We start from the raw sequence: 15023 nt of genomic DNA, 5'->3' as shown, positions 1-15023 counted from the left end.
GGCATCTGGGAATCCCGGGGGAATCGACGGACGATGCTCGGCCCGACCGTTAGCGTCGAAGGATGGACAACGACACCAGACAGCCCAGGGCTCGCAGTGCACGCATCCTCTCACCACTGTTCGGTGCGGCCGTCACCGTCGGGCTTCTCGCCGGGTGCGCCGCCCCCGCCCCGACCCCGACGGTCACGCAGACGGTGACGGCATCCGCCGATCCCGCGCCGAGCCCGTCACCCAGCGCATCCGCCAGCGAGTCCGCCCCCGCCGCAGACGTCAGCCCGTCCGGTATCGGAGATGTCGAACTGGGCACGCCCTTCGACGACGCCGTGGCGGTGGCGGGCGCGACTCCGGTGGAGGCCTGTCCCTGGCTCGCCTCCACGGATGCCGACGGATACATGCTGACCCTCCAGCGCCCCGAGCTCCCGGAACAGGACCCGGCGGTGGTCGACCTCGTGCAGGTGTCGGCATCGCCCTCAGATCTCGAAGGCAGGCCGACCACAGGCCCCGTGACGGCCGAGGGGATCGGTGTCGGTTCCCGTATGGATGAGGCGCTGGCCGCGTATCCCGACGCGGTCGAGATCGAGAGCGTCGGCGATCGACGGTATCTCGCGATCGAGTCGGAGGCCGGCACCGGGTCGGTCTTCTTGACCTACACGGCAGGCACCGACATCATCTGGGCGGTGACGGCGACGACCCTCGACGAGCCGCCGTACGAATCCTGCGGCTGAGCGGGGCACCTCGTGACGCCATGCGGACTCAGTCCTGGTCGAGGGCGGTGAGTTCGTCCGTGGTCAGTTGAAGGTCGGCGGCCGCGGCGGAGTCGCGGATCGACTGGGGCCGCTTGGCACCCGGGATGGGGATGACCACCGGCGACTGCGCCAGCTCCCATGCCAGCGCGACCTGCTGAGCGCTGACGCCCCGCGCCTCGGCCACCTGCTGGAAGGCCGGATGCCGGGCGGCGAGCTCCTTCGCATCCGACAGGCCGCCGAGAGGACTCCAGGCCAGGAACGCCAGGCCCAGCTCGGCGCAGACATCGATCTCGGGTCGACTGCTGCGGAACTTCGGGCTGAACTGGTTCTGCACGCTGACGAGGCTGTCGCCGAGCACCTCATGCGCCGCTCGGATCTGACCGGGGTCGGTGTTGGACACTCCGATCATCCGGACCTTGCCGCTGGCTGCGATCTCGGCCAGGGTGCCGAGGATGTCGGCGTAGTCGACCTTGGGGTCAGGACGGTGGTGCTGCCACAGCGCGATCTGCTCCACCCCGAGCCGGGACAGGCTGTCGTCGACGGCACGGCCCAGGTGCTCCGGCCGCCCATCGTGATCCCAGCCGCCGCCGTCGGTGCGGAAGGCTCCGCCCTTCGTGGCGAGGAACACCCGGTCGCGCACGCCCAACTCGTCGAGGATCGAGGCGATGAGCTTCTCGTTCTCGCCCTGCGCATCAGGTCCGAGGTCCTGGCCCGGTCCGTAGGCGTCGGCCGTGTCGAAGAGCGTGACGCCGGCGTCGAGCGCGGCGCGGACGGTGTCGAGCAGCTGCTCACGCGGTTGGTGACCGGTCTGGTCGAACGTCATCAGTCCGAGCCCGACCGCTCCGACCTCGATGCGACCTACGGTGTCATTGCCGAGTGTGCGTGTCTGCATGGGTCGATCCTACGGCCGACGGAGCGGTGCCGAGGGAGGGAGGGGCGGGGCGGAGCCGGCATCCGCCACTCTGACAGGATGAACGTCATGATCACCGTTCACCTGCGCTATGAGATCGACCCCGACAAGCTCGACGACTTCACCGAGTACGGCCGCGCGTGGATCCGACTGGTGGCGAAGCACGGTGGCACCCATCACGGCTACTTCCTGCCGAGCGAGGGCGACAGCGACGAAGCGTTCGCGCTGTTCACCTTCCCCTCACTCGCCGAGTACGAGATCTACCGCACCGCATCGAAGACCGACCCCGAGTGCGTCGAGGCCTTCGAACTGGCACGCCGAACCCAGTGCATCCGCCGCTACGAACGCCGCTTCCTCAGCCCCGTCTTCTCGGCGGACGCCGACTGAGGCGCGAGATCCCCGCCGAGGGCCGACCCCCCAAACGGATCGCAGGATCCGGTTAGAGCCACTTGTCGGCGATGTGGTCTGCGACCACACGCCGCACGGTACCCGAGTGGGAACGAAGCACGATGCTCTCGGTGCGGATGCCACGCCCTCGACGCCGCACGCCGCTGACCAGGTTGCCGTCGGTGACACCGGTCGCGACGAACACCGTGTTCTCGCTGGTCACCAGTTCTGTCGCGTCGCACACGTGGTCGAACCGGAGACCTGCGGCCTCTCCTCGGCGCCTCTCGTCATCGCCACTCGGGGCGAGACGTGCCTGCATGAATCCGTCCAACGCGCGGATGGCGCACGCGGTCGCGACGCCCTCGGGGCTGCCGCCGACGCCGACGCACAGGTCGAGAGCGCCGTCGAACGACGCCGCCTGGATACCTCCGGCGACGTCTCCGTCGAGCAGCAGCCGCGTCGCGGCTCCCGCGGCTCGGATCTCCTCGATGAGGAGCGCGTGGCGGGGCCGGTCGAGAATGCCCACCTGGATCTCGTCCACCGGCTTGCCCAGTGCGCGGGCGAGCGCATGGATGTTGTCGGAGATCGATGCCGTGAGATCGAGATGACCCCGCGCCTCGGGGCCGGCGACGAGCTTCTCCATGTAGAAGACGTGGGATGCGTCCAGCATGCTCCCCCGGTCGGCGGCGGCGATCATCGAGATCGCGTTGCGCCGGCCGGACGCGGCCAGCGACGTCCCGTCGATGGGGTCCACGGCTATGTCGTATTCGGGACCGTCACCCGTCCCGACCTGCTCGCCGTTGTAGAGCATGGGCGCTTCGTCCTTCTCGCCCTCGCCGATGACCACGGTGCCGGCGAACTTCACCGTCGTGAGGAACTTGCGCATCGCGTCGACGGCCGCTCCGTCCGCACCGTTCTTGTCTCCGCGGCCGACGAACGGCGATGCGCGGATCGCTGCAGCCTCGGTGGCTCTGACGAGTTCGAGGGCGAGGTTGCGATCGGGGTGGTTGTAGAGCGGCGCACCCGTGTGGTCAGACTCGGTGTGCTCGCCGAAAGTCACGCCACCACCTGGATCTTGATCTGGTCGGGGCTCGTGGCAGCCTTCAGCGCATTCGCGTACTCCTCGAGCGAGAACGTCGCGGTGACGAGGCTCGACAGCTCATCCTGCAGGTCGACCATCCTCGCCGCCGACTCCTCGTACTTCTCGGCCAGTGAGTTCGACCCGATGATGCTCAGCTCCTTGGCGAACACCTCGTAGGGGCTGAGCGCGACGGTGGCGGTCGGTGAGGCGACACCCATCTGCACCAAGCGCCCCCGATTGCCGAGCGCCTCGATCGCCTGAGTGATCGCGACGGGATGCCCGCTCGCGTCGAGCGCCAGATCGAAGTCGCCGCGGTCGAGTTCGTCCGCCGAAGCCACAGCCTGCAGGGCGCCGAGCTCGAGTGCCGCGGCACGGCGCGCGGCGTTCGGCTCCACAACGCGAACGCCCGTGGCGCCCTCCGCACGGGCGAGGATGATCGCCATCAGACCGATCGATCCGGCGCCGAAGATCGCCATCTCCTGGTCGCGCCAGTCCGGCACCCGCTCCAGTGCGTGAAGGACGCAGGCGAACGGCTCGATCAGCGGCGCTGCCTGATGCCGGATGCGGCTGTCGAGAGGGAACACGATGCGGTCCGGGACCGCGACGAACTCGGCGACCGAGCCGTCGACCGCGACGCCGACGGGGAGGATGTTCACGCACAGGTTCGTGGCGCCCCGCAGACACCAGGTGCACTCGCCGCACGAGATGTTCGGGTTGACGCCGACGTAGTCGCCCTCCTTGAGGGATGTCACCCCGGGGCCGACCTCTGTCACGTACCCGGCGAACTCATGCCCGGGGACGACCGGGAAACGTCCGTGCGGGTAGTCGCCCTGCACCAGGTGCAGATCGGTGCCGCACACCCCCGTGCCGACGGGAGCGATCACCACCCAGCCTTCCTTCGCGGTCGGGATGGCGAGATCGCGGATCTCGACCCCTCCGTTTCCGTCAGCGACAGCTGCGCGCATGGTCTTGGTCATTTCACGGCTCCAAACAGTAGGCCACGGACAAGGGACTTCTGAGCGATCCATCCGGCGATGACGACGGGGATGCTCACGATAGTTGCAACGGCGGCCACCTGCGCGGTGTAGAGCTCGCCGAAGCTCAGGAACTTCTGGAGGAACAGCGGCAGCGTGCTGTTCGAGTTGGTCAGGTTGGCGGCGAAGAAGTACTCGTTCCAACTGAACACGGCGCACAGCAGCGCGGTCGACGCGATGCCCGGGCGCATCAGCGGCAGCACCACGGACCACCCGATGCGCCAGCCCTTCGCACCGTCGACCTGGGCGGCCTCGATGATCTCGAGCGGGATCTCCTGCATGAACGAGCGCAGCATCCAGATACCCAAAGGCAGGTTCATGCCGAGGTGCATGATGATGAGGATCTGCGTGGTGTTGAGCAGTCCGAGATTCGTCGCGACCACGTAGATCGGGATGATTCCTGCCGCGATGGGCATCATCTTCGTCGAGATGAAGAAGAACAGCGAGTCCTGAGGGTTCTGGATCGCGCGGACCGACAGCGCCCACGCGGCGGGCAGCGCCAGCACGATGACGACGAGCGTCGAGATTCCCGTCACGAGCACGGAGTTCAGCGCGTAGGGCCAGATCCCCTGCTCGAACGTCTCTACGTAGTGCTCGAGAGTCGGGGTGAAGAAGAACTGCGGAGTCGACGACGCCGCGACCGTCTCGGTCTGGAAGCTCTTCATCACCATGTACGCGACGGGGAAGAAGAGGATGAGGCTGGATGCCCATCCGAGGACGCCCATCGTGATTCGCGTCGCCCGACCGCGCGCCCGTCGTGGACGCGGCTGCGGAGTCTTCTTTCCCGTGACGACTGCACGGGTGTTGAGCGAAGCCGTGGTGGTCATCGCCGACCCTCCGTTCGGAAGATGCCCGACAGCAGTCGCAGCATCGGCAGGATCAAGGCGATCGTGAGGATCAGCGCGACGACACCCAGTGCGGATGCCATGCCGAAGTCGAATCCGTTGAAAGCCTTGAGATAGATGTAGTACGTGATGTTCGTGGTGCCGTACGCGGGCCCACCGGCAGTCAGCATGGCGATCTCGCCGAAGGTCTGAATGAGGTTCATCGCCAGCAGCAGGGCCGCGAGCTCGATGAACGGTCGCAGGTGCGGAAGGGTGACGTTCGTGAAGCGCCGCCACAGTCCGGCGCCGTCCATCTGCGCCGCCTCCAGTTGATCCTGAGGCGCGGACTGGAGTCCGGCGACGAGGATCAGCATGGCGAACGGCACGAAGCGCCAGGTCAGCAGGATGATGAGCGCTGCCATCGGATGCTCGGAGAGCCACGAGACGGGCGGCAGACCCAGGGCACGGGCGATGAAGCCGAAAAGCCCGAAGCTCGGGTCGAACATCGCCGACTTCCAGAACAGCGTCACCGCGACCGGCATCACGAAGAACGGCGTGATGGCGAGTGTGCGGGCGACTCCCCGTCCGGGGAAGGAGTGGTTCATGAAGATCGCGATCAGGAGACCGAGAACGAGACAGGCGATGGTCGTGCCGCCGGTCATGACGACGGTGTTGCCGACCGACTTCCAGAACACCTCGTCCTGGATGACTGCGACGTAGTTCTCGAGGCCGCGGAACTCGCTCGGCTTGCCGCTGAGGAGCAACCAGCGCTGGGTGCTGAAGACGAGGGTGAAGAGGAAAGGGACCTGCGTGAGGATCAGGGTGAAGACGAGGGCCGGGAGCAGCGGGCCGCGACGCTTCCAGCGTTCGGCACGCGGCATCATCGGCGGAGCGGTGATGGCGGATCGGGTTTTGGTGGCCATGATTCTGCGCTTCTCGAGGCAGGGCTGCCCGCGGTCGCCCGGGGGCAGCCCTGGATGGATGGATTACTCGATGTAGCCGGCGTCGGTCACAGCCTTGAGTGCGTACTCCTGGCTCTTCTCCAGCGCTTCGTCGACCGTCTGGGTGCCGCTGATGGCACCGGCGATCTGCTGCGAGACGAAGTCGCCGATGTCGACGAACTCCGGGATCTGCACGTACTGGACTCCCGTGTACGGCACGGGGTCCACGGTCGGCTGCAGCGGGTCTGCGGCCTCGATGGACTTCACCGTCAGCTCGGCGTAGCGGTCAGCGGCCTCGAGGTACTCGGGGATCTCGTAGGTCGATGCACGCGACCCCGGAGGAATCGAGTCCCAGCCTGCTTCTTCACCGGCGAGCTTGATGTAGTCCTCGCTGGTGACCCAGGAGATGAACTTCCACGCGGCATCCTTGTTCTTGCTGGACTCCGTGATGCCGAGGCCCCAGGACCACAGCCAACCCGAGGCGAGATCTGCGGGCCCGGTCGGAGCCATCGCGAAGGCGATGTTCGGCTCGACCTCAGGTGTCGCCGAATCCAACGCGGAGCCGGCGAACACGGTGTCGTCGTACCAGATGGCGGTCTTGCCCTGGCTGAACTGCTGCAGGCAGCCTTCCCAGCCGTCCTTCGCGGCATCCGGCTGACCGTAGTCACGGAGGCTGTCGACGTAGAACTGCACCGCTTCCTTGGTCTCAGGGCTCGTGAGCTGCGGCTCCCAGTCCTCGTTGAACCAGCTGCCGCCGAAGGTGTTGATCACGGTGGTGACGGCTGCGAGGTTCTGTCCCCAGCCGGGGAGTCCGCGCAGGCAGAGACCGGAGATCCCGGCCGCCTCGTCTTCCATGGCGGCTGCCGCTGCCTGGACTTCCTCCCAGGTCGGCGTCTCGCTGATGGTGACGCCGGCCTTCTCGGCGAGGTCCTTGCGATAGAAGAGGAATGACGACGAACCGTAGAAGGGCGAGGCGTACAGCACGTCGTCCTTCGACACGATGTTCTTGATGGGCTCGAGGAGGTCGTCCTCGTTCCACGCGGTGTCTTCGGCGGCATAGTCGTCGAGCGGGACGATCCATCCGCGGTCGGCCCAGATCGGCACCTCGTAGCTGCCGATCATCGCGACGTCGAACTGACCGGCGTTGGTCGCGACGTCTTTGGTGACGGCCGGGCGGAGCTCGTTCTCGGGCAGGGTGGTGAACTTCACCGTGATGCCGGGGTTCTTCTCTTCGAAGTCGGAGATCAGGCTCTCGGCGGTCTTCATCTGCGGGTTGGCTGCCAGCGCCACGTTGATCGTGACCTCGCCGCCTTCGCCGCTGCTGTCGCCACTGGTCGAACAGCCCGCGAGCATGCCGGCCGTCACTGCTGCGACCCCAAGACCGGCGATGCCTCGCTTCCAATTGATGTGCGCCACGCGCAAACCTCCTTGTTTTGTGCCGTGACCGCTCTCGGTGACCGAGTGCGATGCGCCATTGCATTGACGTGGCTTCACGGTAGCGCAGCCTGTCCGCATTGTCTAGTCTGTACGTACAATATGGTCAACAGGCCTGAAACGTGCAGGTTGTACGATGGCGCACGAAGGAGTGTGGCAGTGTCGCAAGCGATTGAGCGGACCTCACCGGTCCCCTACTACGAGCAGCTCTACTCGATCCTGAAAGAACGGATCGTGCGGGGCGAGTTCCCCGTCGATGAGCGGCTGCCGAGCGAACTGGAGCTGTGTCGCGATTTCGGTCTGTCGCGCGCCACCGTTCGGCAGACGCTCTCGAAGCTGGAAGCTGACGGGTTCGCCCGTCGGGTCGCTCGCCGCGGGGTGTTCGCCTCGACCCCCGAGGAGTCGAGCGGCTGGACGCTGCAGGACACCGAGGGCTTCCTCGAATCGCAGCTCCGCCACGGGCGCACCGGGGTTCGCACCGAGGTGGTGCACGCCGGATACGTCAGCGCGCCGCAGCACGTCGCCGACGCCCTGCGTCTGGACGCCGACAGCGACGTGTTCGCGCTCGAGCGCGTGCGATACCTCGACGGCCAGGTCGCACTCTTCAGCACGAACTGGTTCCCCCGCGCCGTGGGCGATGTCGTCGCCGGGGCGAAGGACGTGCTCGACGGCGCAGAGTCGCTGAACACCACGCTGCGTGGCGCAGGGCACATCATCGCGACGGCTCAGCGCGTCATCCACGCGCTGTCGGCGCCGGAGGAGGTCGCGTCGAACCTGGGAGTGGCCGAGAGTCAGGCGCTGCTCCGCATCCGGTCCCGGTCGTGGGATCAGAACGACGTGCTCTTCGACTACTACGAGACCTGGGTCCTGACCGACGTCGTTCCGCTCGAGGTGAAAGTCGTCGCTAACTGACGCCCAGCGACAGGTGCGGATCAGGCGACCAGCCGAAGGCAGTCGCCGCCAGCAGAGCTGTTCCGACCGCCGTGACCTCGGGCTCGTGGATCGGGATCGTCGGGTACCCGTTCATGCTCGCCTTGATGTCGAGCCAGCCCGGAGAGCGAACCCATCCCCCGGCGAGGCGCACTTCGCGGTCGGCACTCAGGCCACCCCGAACCGCGTCCACGGCATCGCGTCCCACTCTCGCGAGCGCGCCGAGAACCGCGGACGCTCGGGCGTGCGGATCGCTCGGGGCGCCGAGCGCGTAGGCCGGGGTGACGCCTCCGCGTGTCCCCGGAAGGAAGTAGTCCGACGCGATCGCGGCGCCGGGTGCGGATGCCCCGTCCATCAGCCGCCTGATCTCCGCCGCGACATCGGGGTCCTGTGCCGCCCAGTTGATGTTGCGCGTCAGTTCCTCGACGCGCAGCAGCGTCACCCCGCCGGTGCGTATTCCGGGCGCGACCTCGACATGGTTCCGGCGGTCGATGTGTCCGTCCCGCGACTGCGCGACGATGACCTCGGCGGTCCCCATCGAATCCAGAACCGCGCCCGGCGAGAGCTGGTCGGCCGCCCATCCGCCGATGGGATGGTCATGCCCACCCGCGACGACGATCGCGCCCGGCACCAGAACGCCGGCCGCCTCGAGGACCGGCGAACGGAGAACCCCGACGATGTCTCCCGTCGCCACGACCTCGGGGAGGAGCTCGATCGCTCCCAGCGTGAGGGCGACTCGGTCATCAGCCCAGCTTCTGTCCCTCGACCGCCATGCGCCGGTGCGCGAGGCGAGGGTGTCGCTCATGAAAGGCCGCCCCGCCCACACCACCCCGGCGATGTCGGCGATGGCGATCCAGCTGCGGGCTTCCCCGTCGAGGGACTGCATCCGAGCCCAGGCCCAGCCGACGAGCGTCCTCACCGCATCGCTCTCGGCATCGAAGGTCTCGTCGTCGACTGCCAGCGAAGGCTGCAGCGCCCGGAAGATGCGCTGGCGCCGCGGGTCGAACCACGCCAATGCCTGGGTCAGGGGACGGAGCCCGGCGTCGACAAGGACGCCGTCTTCTCCCACGCCCGCAGCGCTGACCGCTGCGACGGCGAACCGGTCACCGCAGACCTCGACGAGCATCTCCTCGATGGAGGCGAAGAGAGTCGAGGCGTCGATCGAGAGCTGTTCGGCGTCCCGAGGGGTGGGGCGGCTGGTGCGTGCGACGATCACGCCACTCGGATCGAGCGCGATCACCTTGATGTTCGTGCTTCCGATGTCGACACCACACGCGACGGGCAGGCGCGGGTTCCCCTTCACGGGCGGCGCCTCCTCAGCTCGATGGATCCGACCGGCTCGGCCCACCCTCTTTACGATAGTCACCCGTCCGATCGCGCGAGTCCCCTCGGCAGCTCACCTCGCTCACACCGGCTCGACGACCGATGCCTCGTATCCCATCGAGCGCATCGCGGTCTCGTGCTGGTTCTGGATCTCGGGCGCATGGACCGCGCGCGGGAGTTCCGTGATGGCGACGTGCCACTCGGGGAAGGCGCCTTCGAGCGCGGCGGCGGCCTGCATCGCCGAGCCCTTGGTGACGTACTCGTCGAGCTCGGGCACGACGACCGGCGCGTCGACCATCTGGGCGAGGACCGCCTGAACGGCAGCGCTCTGCGCGGCACCGCCGATGAGAAGCAACCGCTGCGCGTGGATGTCGCACGCGGCGAGCGCATCGAGCATCGCGACCTGCGTCGCGAGGGTGCCCTCGATCACTGCTCGGGCGAAGTTCGGTCGCGTGAAATTGCTCAGCGACGCCATGTGGATCGACGCGCGCGCATGCGGCAGATCGGGAGTGCGCTCGCCCTCGAAGAAGGGCAGCAGCGTCAGGCCGTCCGCTCCGGGATTCGCGCGCAGCGCGAGATCGGAGAGCTCTTCGTAGGTGCATCCGAGCAGGCCCGCTCCGACGTCGAAGTTTCGCGCGGCATTGAGCGTGGCGACGAGCGGAAGATGCTCGCCGGTCGCGTCCGCATAGCTGCACACGTACCCGGCGTAGTCGTGCACCGGGAACTCCGTGCGGGTGTAGACGACACCCGATGTGCCGAGCGAGAGGACGACATCGCCGTGGTCGATGCCCAGGGCGATGGCCGCGGCGGCGTTGTCGCCGCTTCCCACTCCGATCGGAATCCCTCCGGCCACTCCGGGTATCCCCCGCGCCGTGACGCCCGCTCGGTCGAGAGGACCGAGAACCCGCGGAAGCACGGCGCGCTTGCCGAGCGCATGCACGAACAGGTCTTCGCAGTACTGGTCGGTCTCGCCCGACCAGTATCCGGTGCCACTGGCCTCGGAGCGGTCGGTGATGAGCTCGTCGATGTGTCCGGCACCGGGGCCGTGACCCATCAGGCGCCATGTCAGCCAGTCGTGCACCACCGCCACTGCAGCGGTCCTCGATGCTGCGACGGGGTCGGTGTCCCGCAGCCACCGGAGCTTCGTCACCGTGTCGGAGAGCGTGAGAGGAAGACCGGTGCGCCGGATCCATTCGTCGCGCCCGAGTTCGTCGTTGAGGTCCACCATGTGCGAATGGGAACCGAGGTCGTTCCACAGGGGGGACGACCTGACCGCCGCTCCGTCGGCGTCCAGGAAGATCGGCGTGTGCTGCTGACCGCTCACCGAGATGGCAGCGACATCGTCGAGTCCGCCCGCACGGCGGACAGCGAGCAGCAGGGCATTCCACCAGACCTCGGGATCGACGATGGTGTCGGTGGGATGCGACGCCTTTCCCTCTCGCACCTGGAGTCCGGTGGCGAGGTCGCGCACGCTGACCTTGCAGCTCTGGGTGGACGAGTCGATGCCTGCGACGAGGATCATCAGCGGGCCTCCCGTCGCGGAGTCGTGTCGCGGATCATGTGGGGAAGCCTTTCGCGTAGTCCCACTGCCGACTGATGCCGCGAACCCACGACTGCAGCGCTTCGGATCGATGCGCGTCCGGGCGCACGTCGAACGGCGCGGTGCCGGGCCAATCGCCGGATCGCTGAGACGCCAGTGCCTGTGCGCCTCGGGAGACGACCTCAGGGAAAGCCGAGACGCTCAGCGGGGTGGCGAGCAGGTCCGCCTTGATCTGCAGCCACAGCGGGTTCTTGCTCGCGGGTCCGATGACCTTCACCTGGCTCGCAGTGGAGGGGAAGAGCTCGAGCACGTCGCGGTACTGCAGAGCCATGCCGAGGAACGTCCCGAAGACGATCTCACGGAGCTCGGTGCCCGTCCGAAGGCCCGAGATGAGCCCGCGTGCCGACGAGTCCTTGGTGGGAGGCGGCGCGCCGCGGAACTGCGGGAGCACCAGGGGGATGCGCTCGAGGTCGACAGATCCGGCGAGATAGCTCTCGTGCAGAGAGTCGAGGTGCGACGTCAGCTGTTCCCCATCCAGCCCCAGCATGGCCTGCAGCGTGGCGAACGCCGAGCCGCCGGTCGGGATGGAGGCGAACAGCGTGTAACCCTCTCCTCCGCACGCTATCCCGTTGGCGAGCTTGGCACCCTCTGCGTCCGTCGTCAGGAACGGGGCATCCCTGATGAAGAGCAGTCCCTCGGTGGTTCCGGTCGAGTTGAGGAGCTCACCGGCGCGGAGTTCGGCGCCCACCCCACCGACCATGTGGTCATGACCCGCCACGTGCACGGCCACGTCGGACGAGAGCCCCGTCGACGAGGCGAAGGCGGCCGTGACGGACGCACCGTCGCTCGCGGAGCGGAGAGACGGGAAGACGGATGCGGAGATGCCGATGAGGTCGCAGACCTCATCGGACCAGTCCCCCGTGGTCATATCCAGCGCCATCGTCCGACTCGCGAGCGAATGCTCGGAGAAGCGTTCGCCGGTCATGAACGCCGCGACGTACTCCGCGATGTTCAGCCAGACGGCACCGGCCGCCTCACTGCCAGCGTTCTCCAGCGCCCACGCGACCTTCGACAGTCCGTAGTTCGCGTTCACTGGGAGCCCGGTGATCTCGTAGACACGCGAGCGCTGCTCGGGGGTCAGAGCATCGAGGCGTCCAGCCCCCCGATGGTCGTGCCAGAGGATCATCGGGGAGGCGAGTCCCAGGTCGGGGCGGACCAGTCCTCCGGACTCGCCCACTCCGGTGATGGCGATGCGCTTGACGAGACCTCGCTGCCATGCTTCCAGTCGGCTGATGAACCCGGTGATCAGACCGGTGAGCTCATCGATGTCGTAGATCTCGCCGGCCCCGTCTGACCGCACCGGCGTGGGCTGGCGCGCCGAGGCGATGAGGCGCGCTTCATCATCGAACAGGCACAGCTTGACACTGGTCGTCCCGATGTCGACGGTGATGGTCGGAAGCACGGCAGGTCTCGCTCAGCTGACGGAGGGGTTGAACTGACGGATGCGTCGCTCGACGACGTCGGCGATCGCCGTGACGGAGTTGCGGGAGACCTTGATGAGCGAATGCTCGTGGGGGTTCGCCGCGTAGGCCTCGCCGAACGTGCGGATCATCGCATTGCGCAGGTCGCTGGCGATGTTGACCTTCACGACTCCGAACTCGTGCAGCCGTCCGAACTGCTCCGCAGGGAGACCCGAACCGCCATGGATGACCAGCGGCGCCGTGCTCTGCTCCTGGACCCGACGCAGCAGGTCGAAGTCGATGCGCGCATCCGGCGCGTACCCGTGCACGTTGCCGACCGAGACGGCCAACATGTCACAGCGTGTCCGGGCGACGAAGTCCGCGACCTGGTCCGGGTCGGTACCGGAGGCCTCATCGGGTCCGATCTCATCCTCCTTTCCGCCGATCGCGCCGAGTTCCGCTTCCACAGCGATGTCCGAGGGGGCGATCTCCCGAGCCCTCGCAGACAATCGGACATTCTCCTCGTACGGCTCCTCGGAGGTGTCGATCATCACTGACGTGAAGTCGGCAGCGAGTGCATCCTCGACGGCCTGCAGGTTCTTTCCGTGATCCAGGTGCAGAGCCACGGGGACCGAGGTGTGCTCGAGCCGACGAGCCACCATGTCGTAGATGTACTCGTAGCCGGAGAGGGCCACGTTGGTCGGTGCGACCTGGATGAACGTCGGCACGCCGACCCGCTCGATGGCGTCGACGATGCCCATCGTGGTCTCGATGTTCGTGGTGTTGAAGGCGCCCGCGACGAGTCCGCGGGACGTGCACTGTTCGATGACCTCGAGGCCGCTAACCAGAGCCATTGCTTGTCCTTTCGTGCCCGCGTACGAGCTGGTATGTATTGCACTGTCCGTACGTACCAAGAAAGGTACGGGTGTAGGGCGATGGACAGCGCGGCGTCAGTCCTTCGTGATCCGCTCGTTGCGCTCGGCGATCTCGTCGAGCGTGCCGCCCTCGGCGACGACGCGCTGCGCTTCGTCCGGGACCTTGAGCCAGCGGACGGAGATGCCGGCCAGAACGTACATCGCAGCGAAGATGATGGTCACGCCGCCTGCTCCGAGCGGAGCCAGGAACAGGGCGACGATGAGCGGCCCTACGAAGGTGGCCGCGCCCGCACCGAGGTTCAGAACTGCGATCGAGTTGCCCTTCTGCCCCGGTGCCATGAGCGACATCAGAACCGAGATCGGCGTGAAGCCAGCGAGGCTGATGCCGAACAGCGCGGCGCACAGCGCGGAGACCCAGTACTCGTCGCTGACGTACTGCGGGAGGAAGTAGAACATCAGCACGCTGACAGCAGAGCCAATGCAGCCGAACCAGCGAAGAGTGCGGTGCCAGCCGAGACGATCGCTGAGCACGCCGAAGAACAGGTTGGCGAAGATGTTGGCGGCGCCGAGGATGAAGACCAGCTGAAGCCAGCCCGCAGTCCCGAACCCGAGCTCGACGGCGAAGATCGTCGGGAAGAAGACGAACAGGCCGAATTGCGGAGCGGTGTTCACGATGCGCACCAGGCAGCCGAGACCGACTCGGGGATTGGTGAACGCGATCGCGACACTGTTCACCAGACTGCGACCGGTCGTGATCTCCGGGGCTGCGAGGCGCCCCCCGCCCTTCGCCTTGCGGAGCCCGACGAGCGAGACGATACCGCCGAGGACGACGAGACCGAGGGATACCCAGAACGTGAGGTACTCGCCGATGAGCGGCTGAGTACCGCTCGCGACCAGGGATCCGAGAGTGGGCAGACCACCCGTGAACGCGAAGTAGAACCATCCGACCGCCGAGCCGAGGCGATGCGCCGGGCTGGCGCCGAGCACCCAGACGAGGAAGCCGTAGGCGAAGAACGGGTAAGCGATGCCGCGGAGGCCGTAGACGATCAGCATGAGCGCGAAGTTCTCGGTCGGCAGCGCGACGCCGAGGAACAGGATCTGGAGCACGACCCAGAGGACGAGGCCGATGATCATCACCCGGCGCGGGCCCCACACATCGGACAGCGCCCCCGAGAGCCACGAGCCGAGGGTCACCATCAGGCCATAGACCGAGATGATCACGGCCGCATTCGTCTCCGACCCGGCGCCGTGTGCCGCGAGGTACGGGGCGATGTAGCCGGACTCGACCCCGTCGCCGATCATGAAGAGCAGAAGCCCCACGAATCCCCAGATGAGCGGGCGGGGCAGACCGATCTTCTCAATGAAGCCCTGCGCTTCGCGTCCGCCGGAGCGGATTGCAGTCGTCGCTGACATGATGTCCTTCACTTACATGAGCTCTCCGGCGTTCGATCGCTGAGTGTTCGACGGAGGGCTTCCTTCGCGAACCATCGGACACATCGCAATCCAATTGCCGCCTGGTACGTACAGACAGTACCAGA

14 protein-coding genes are annotated in these 15023 nt (G+C 67.0%); 3 read left to right on the top strand and 11 right to left on the bottom strand.

Features of this window, described 5'->3' with window-relative positions:
• Nucleotides 1–62: 62 nt before the first annotated feature.
• Nucleotides 63–725 (top strand): hypothetical protein, encoded by a 663-nt coding sequence (locus ACZZZN_RS00405; RefSeq protein WP_463503289.1) that lies wholly within the window; start codon nucleotides 63–65, stop codon nucleotides 723–725.
• 28 nt (nucleotides 726–753) lie between these two features.
• Here the strand turns inward: ACZZZN_RS00405 and ACZZZN_RS00400 are convergent, their stop codons facing one another.
• Nucleotides 754–1638: an aldo/keto reductase gene (locus ACZZZN_RS00400; RefSeq protein ID WP_463503288.1), complete on the bottom strand. Its 885-nt coding sequence runs from the start codon at nucleotides 1636–1638 to the stop codon at nucleotides 754–756.
• Between the two features lie 87 nt (nucleotides 1639–1725).
• Between ACZZZN_RS00400 and ACZZZN_RS00395 the strand changes: the two genes are divergently transcribed.
• Complete coding sequence (locus ACZZZN_RS00395) at nucleotides 1726–2043, top strand: NIPSNAP family protein (RefSeq protein WP_463503287.1); 318 nt, start codon at nucleotides 1726–1728, stop codon at nucleotides 2041–2043.
• 52 nt (nucleotides 2044–2095) lie between these two features.
• Here the strand turns inward: ACZZZN_RS00395 and glpX are convergent, their stop codons facing one another.
• From glpX to ACZZZN_RS00370, 5 genes are all read right to left on the bottom strand, one after another.
• Nucleotides 2096–3103: a class II fructose-bisphosphatase gene (gene glpX, locus ACZZZN_RS00390; protein ID WP_463503286.1), complete on the bottom strand. Its 1008-nt coding sequence runs from the start codon at nucleotides 3101–3103 to the stop codon at nucleotides 2096–2098.
• Nucleotides 3100–4101: an alcohol dehydrogenase catalytic domain-containing protein gene (locus ACZZZN_RS00385; protein WP_463503285.1), complete on the bottom strand. Its 1002-nt coding sequence runs from the start codon at nucleotides 4099–4101 to the stop codon at nucleotides 3100–3102. Before ACZZZN_RS00385 ends, glpX begins: the two co-directional genes overlap by 4 nt.
• Nucleotides 4098–4985, bottom strand: a complete 888-nt coding sequence (locus tag ACZZZN_RS00380; RefSeq protein ID WP_463503284.1) for a carbohydrate ABC transporter permease — start codon at nucleotides 4983–4985, stop codon at nucleotides 4098–4100. The genes ACZZZN_RS00385 and ACZZZN_RS00380 overlap by 4 nt, the downstream gene beginning before the upstream one ends.
• Nucleotides 4982–5905: a carbohydrate ABC transporter permease gene (locus ACZZZN_RS00375; protein WP_463503283.1), complete on the bottom strand. Its 924-nt coding sequence runs from the start codon at nucleotides 5903–5905 to the stop codon at nucleotides 4982–4984. The genes ACZZZN_RS00380 and ACZZZN_RS00375 overlap by 4 nt, the downstream gene beginning before the upstream one ends.
• A 63-nt stretch (nucleotides 5906–5968) precedes the next feature.
• Nucleotides 5969–7339: an ABC transporter substrate-binding protein gene (locus tag ACZZZN_RS00370; protein ID WP_463503282.1), complete on the bottom strand. Its 1371-nt coding sequence runs from the start codon at nucleotides 7337–7339 to the stop codon at nucleotides 5969–5971.
• Between the two features lie 177 nt (nucleotides 7340–7516).
• Between ACZZZN_RS00370 and ACZZZN_RS00365 the strand changes: the two genes are divergently transcribed.
• Complete coding sequence (locus ACZZZN_RS00365) at nucleotides 7517–8269, top strand: GntR family transcriptional regulator (protein WP_463503281.1); 753 nt, start codon at nucleotides 7517–7519, stop codon at nucleotides 8267–8269.
• Here the strand turns inward: ACZZZN_RS00365 and ACZZZN_RS00360 are convergent.
• The 5 genes from ACZZZN_RS00360 to ACZZZN_RS00340 all read right to left on the bottom strand — a co-directional run bounded on the left by ACZZZN_RS00360 (nucleotide 8262) and on the right by ACZZZN_RS00340 (nucleotide 14898).
• The gene (locus tag ACZZZN_RS00360) at nucleotides 8262–9590 is read right to left on the bottom strand and encodes an FGGY-family carbohydrate kinase (protein WP_463503280.1); all 1329 of its coding nucleotides are present in this window, start codon (nucleotides 9588–9590) and stop codon (nucleotides 8262–8264) included. The two genes, ACZZZN_RS00365 and ACZZZN_RS00360, sit on opposite strands and share 8 nt — an antisense overlap.
• 102 nt (nucleotides 9591–9692) lie before the next feature.
• Complete coding sequence (locus ACZZZN_RS00355) at nucleotides 9693–11132, bottom strand: FGGY family carbohydrate kinase (protein WP_463503279.1); 1440 nt, start codon at nucleotides 11130–11132, stop codon at nucleotides 9693–9695.
• 34 nt (nucleotides 11133–11166) lie between these two features.
• On the bottom strand, nucleotides 11167–12612 hold the full coding sequence (locus ACZZZN_RS00350; protein ID WP_463503278.1) for an FGGY-family carbohydrate kinase: 1446 nt from the start codon (nucleotides 12610–12612) through the stop codon (nucleotides 11167–11169).
• Between the two features lie 12 nt (nucleotides 12613–12624).
• Nucleotides 12625–13464, bottom strand: a complete 840-nt coding sequence (locus ACZZZN_RS00345; protein WP_463503277.1) for a class II fructose-bisphosphate aldolase — start codon at nucleotides 13462–13464, stop codon at nucleotides 12625–12627.
• Between the two features lie 96 nt (nucleotides 13465–13560).
• Nucleotides 13561–14898, bottom strand: coding sequence for an MFS transporter (locus tag ACZZZN_RS00340; protein ID WP_463503276.1), 1338 nt, complete (start codon nucleotides 14896–14898; stop codon nucleotides 13561–13563).
• Nucleotides 14899–15023 lie beyond the last annotated feature (125 nt).

Source organism: Microbacterium sp. AC145, assembly GCF_979258505.1.
This window is presented reverse-complemented; position numbering and strand designations above follow the sequence as displayed.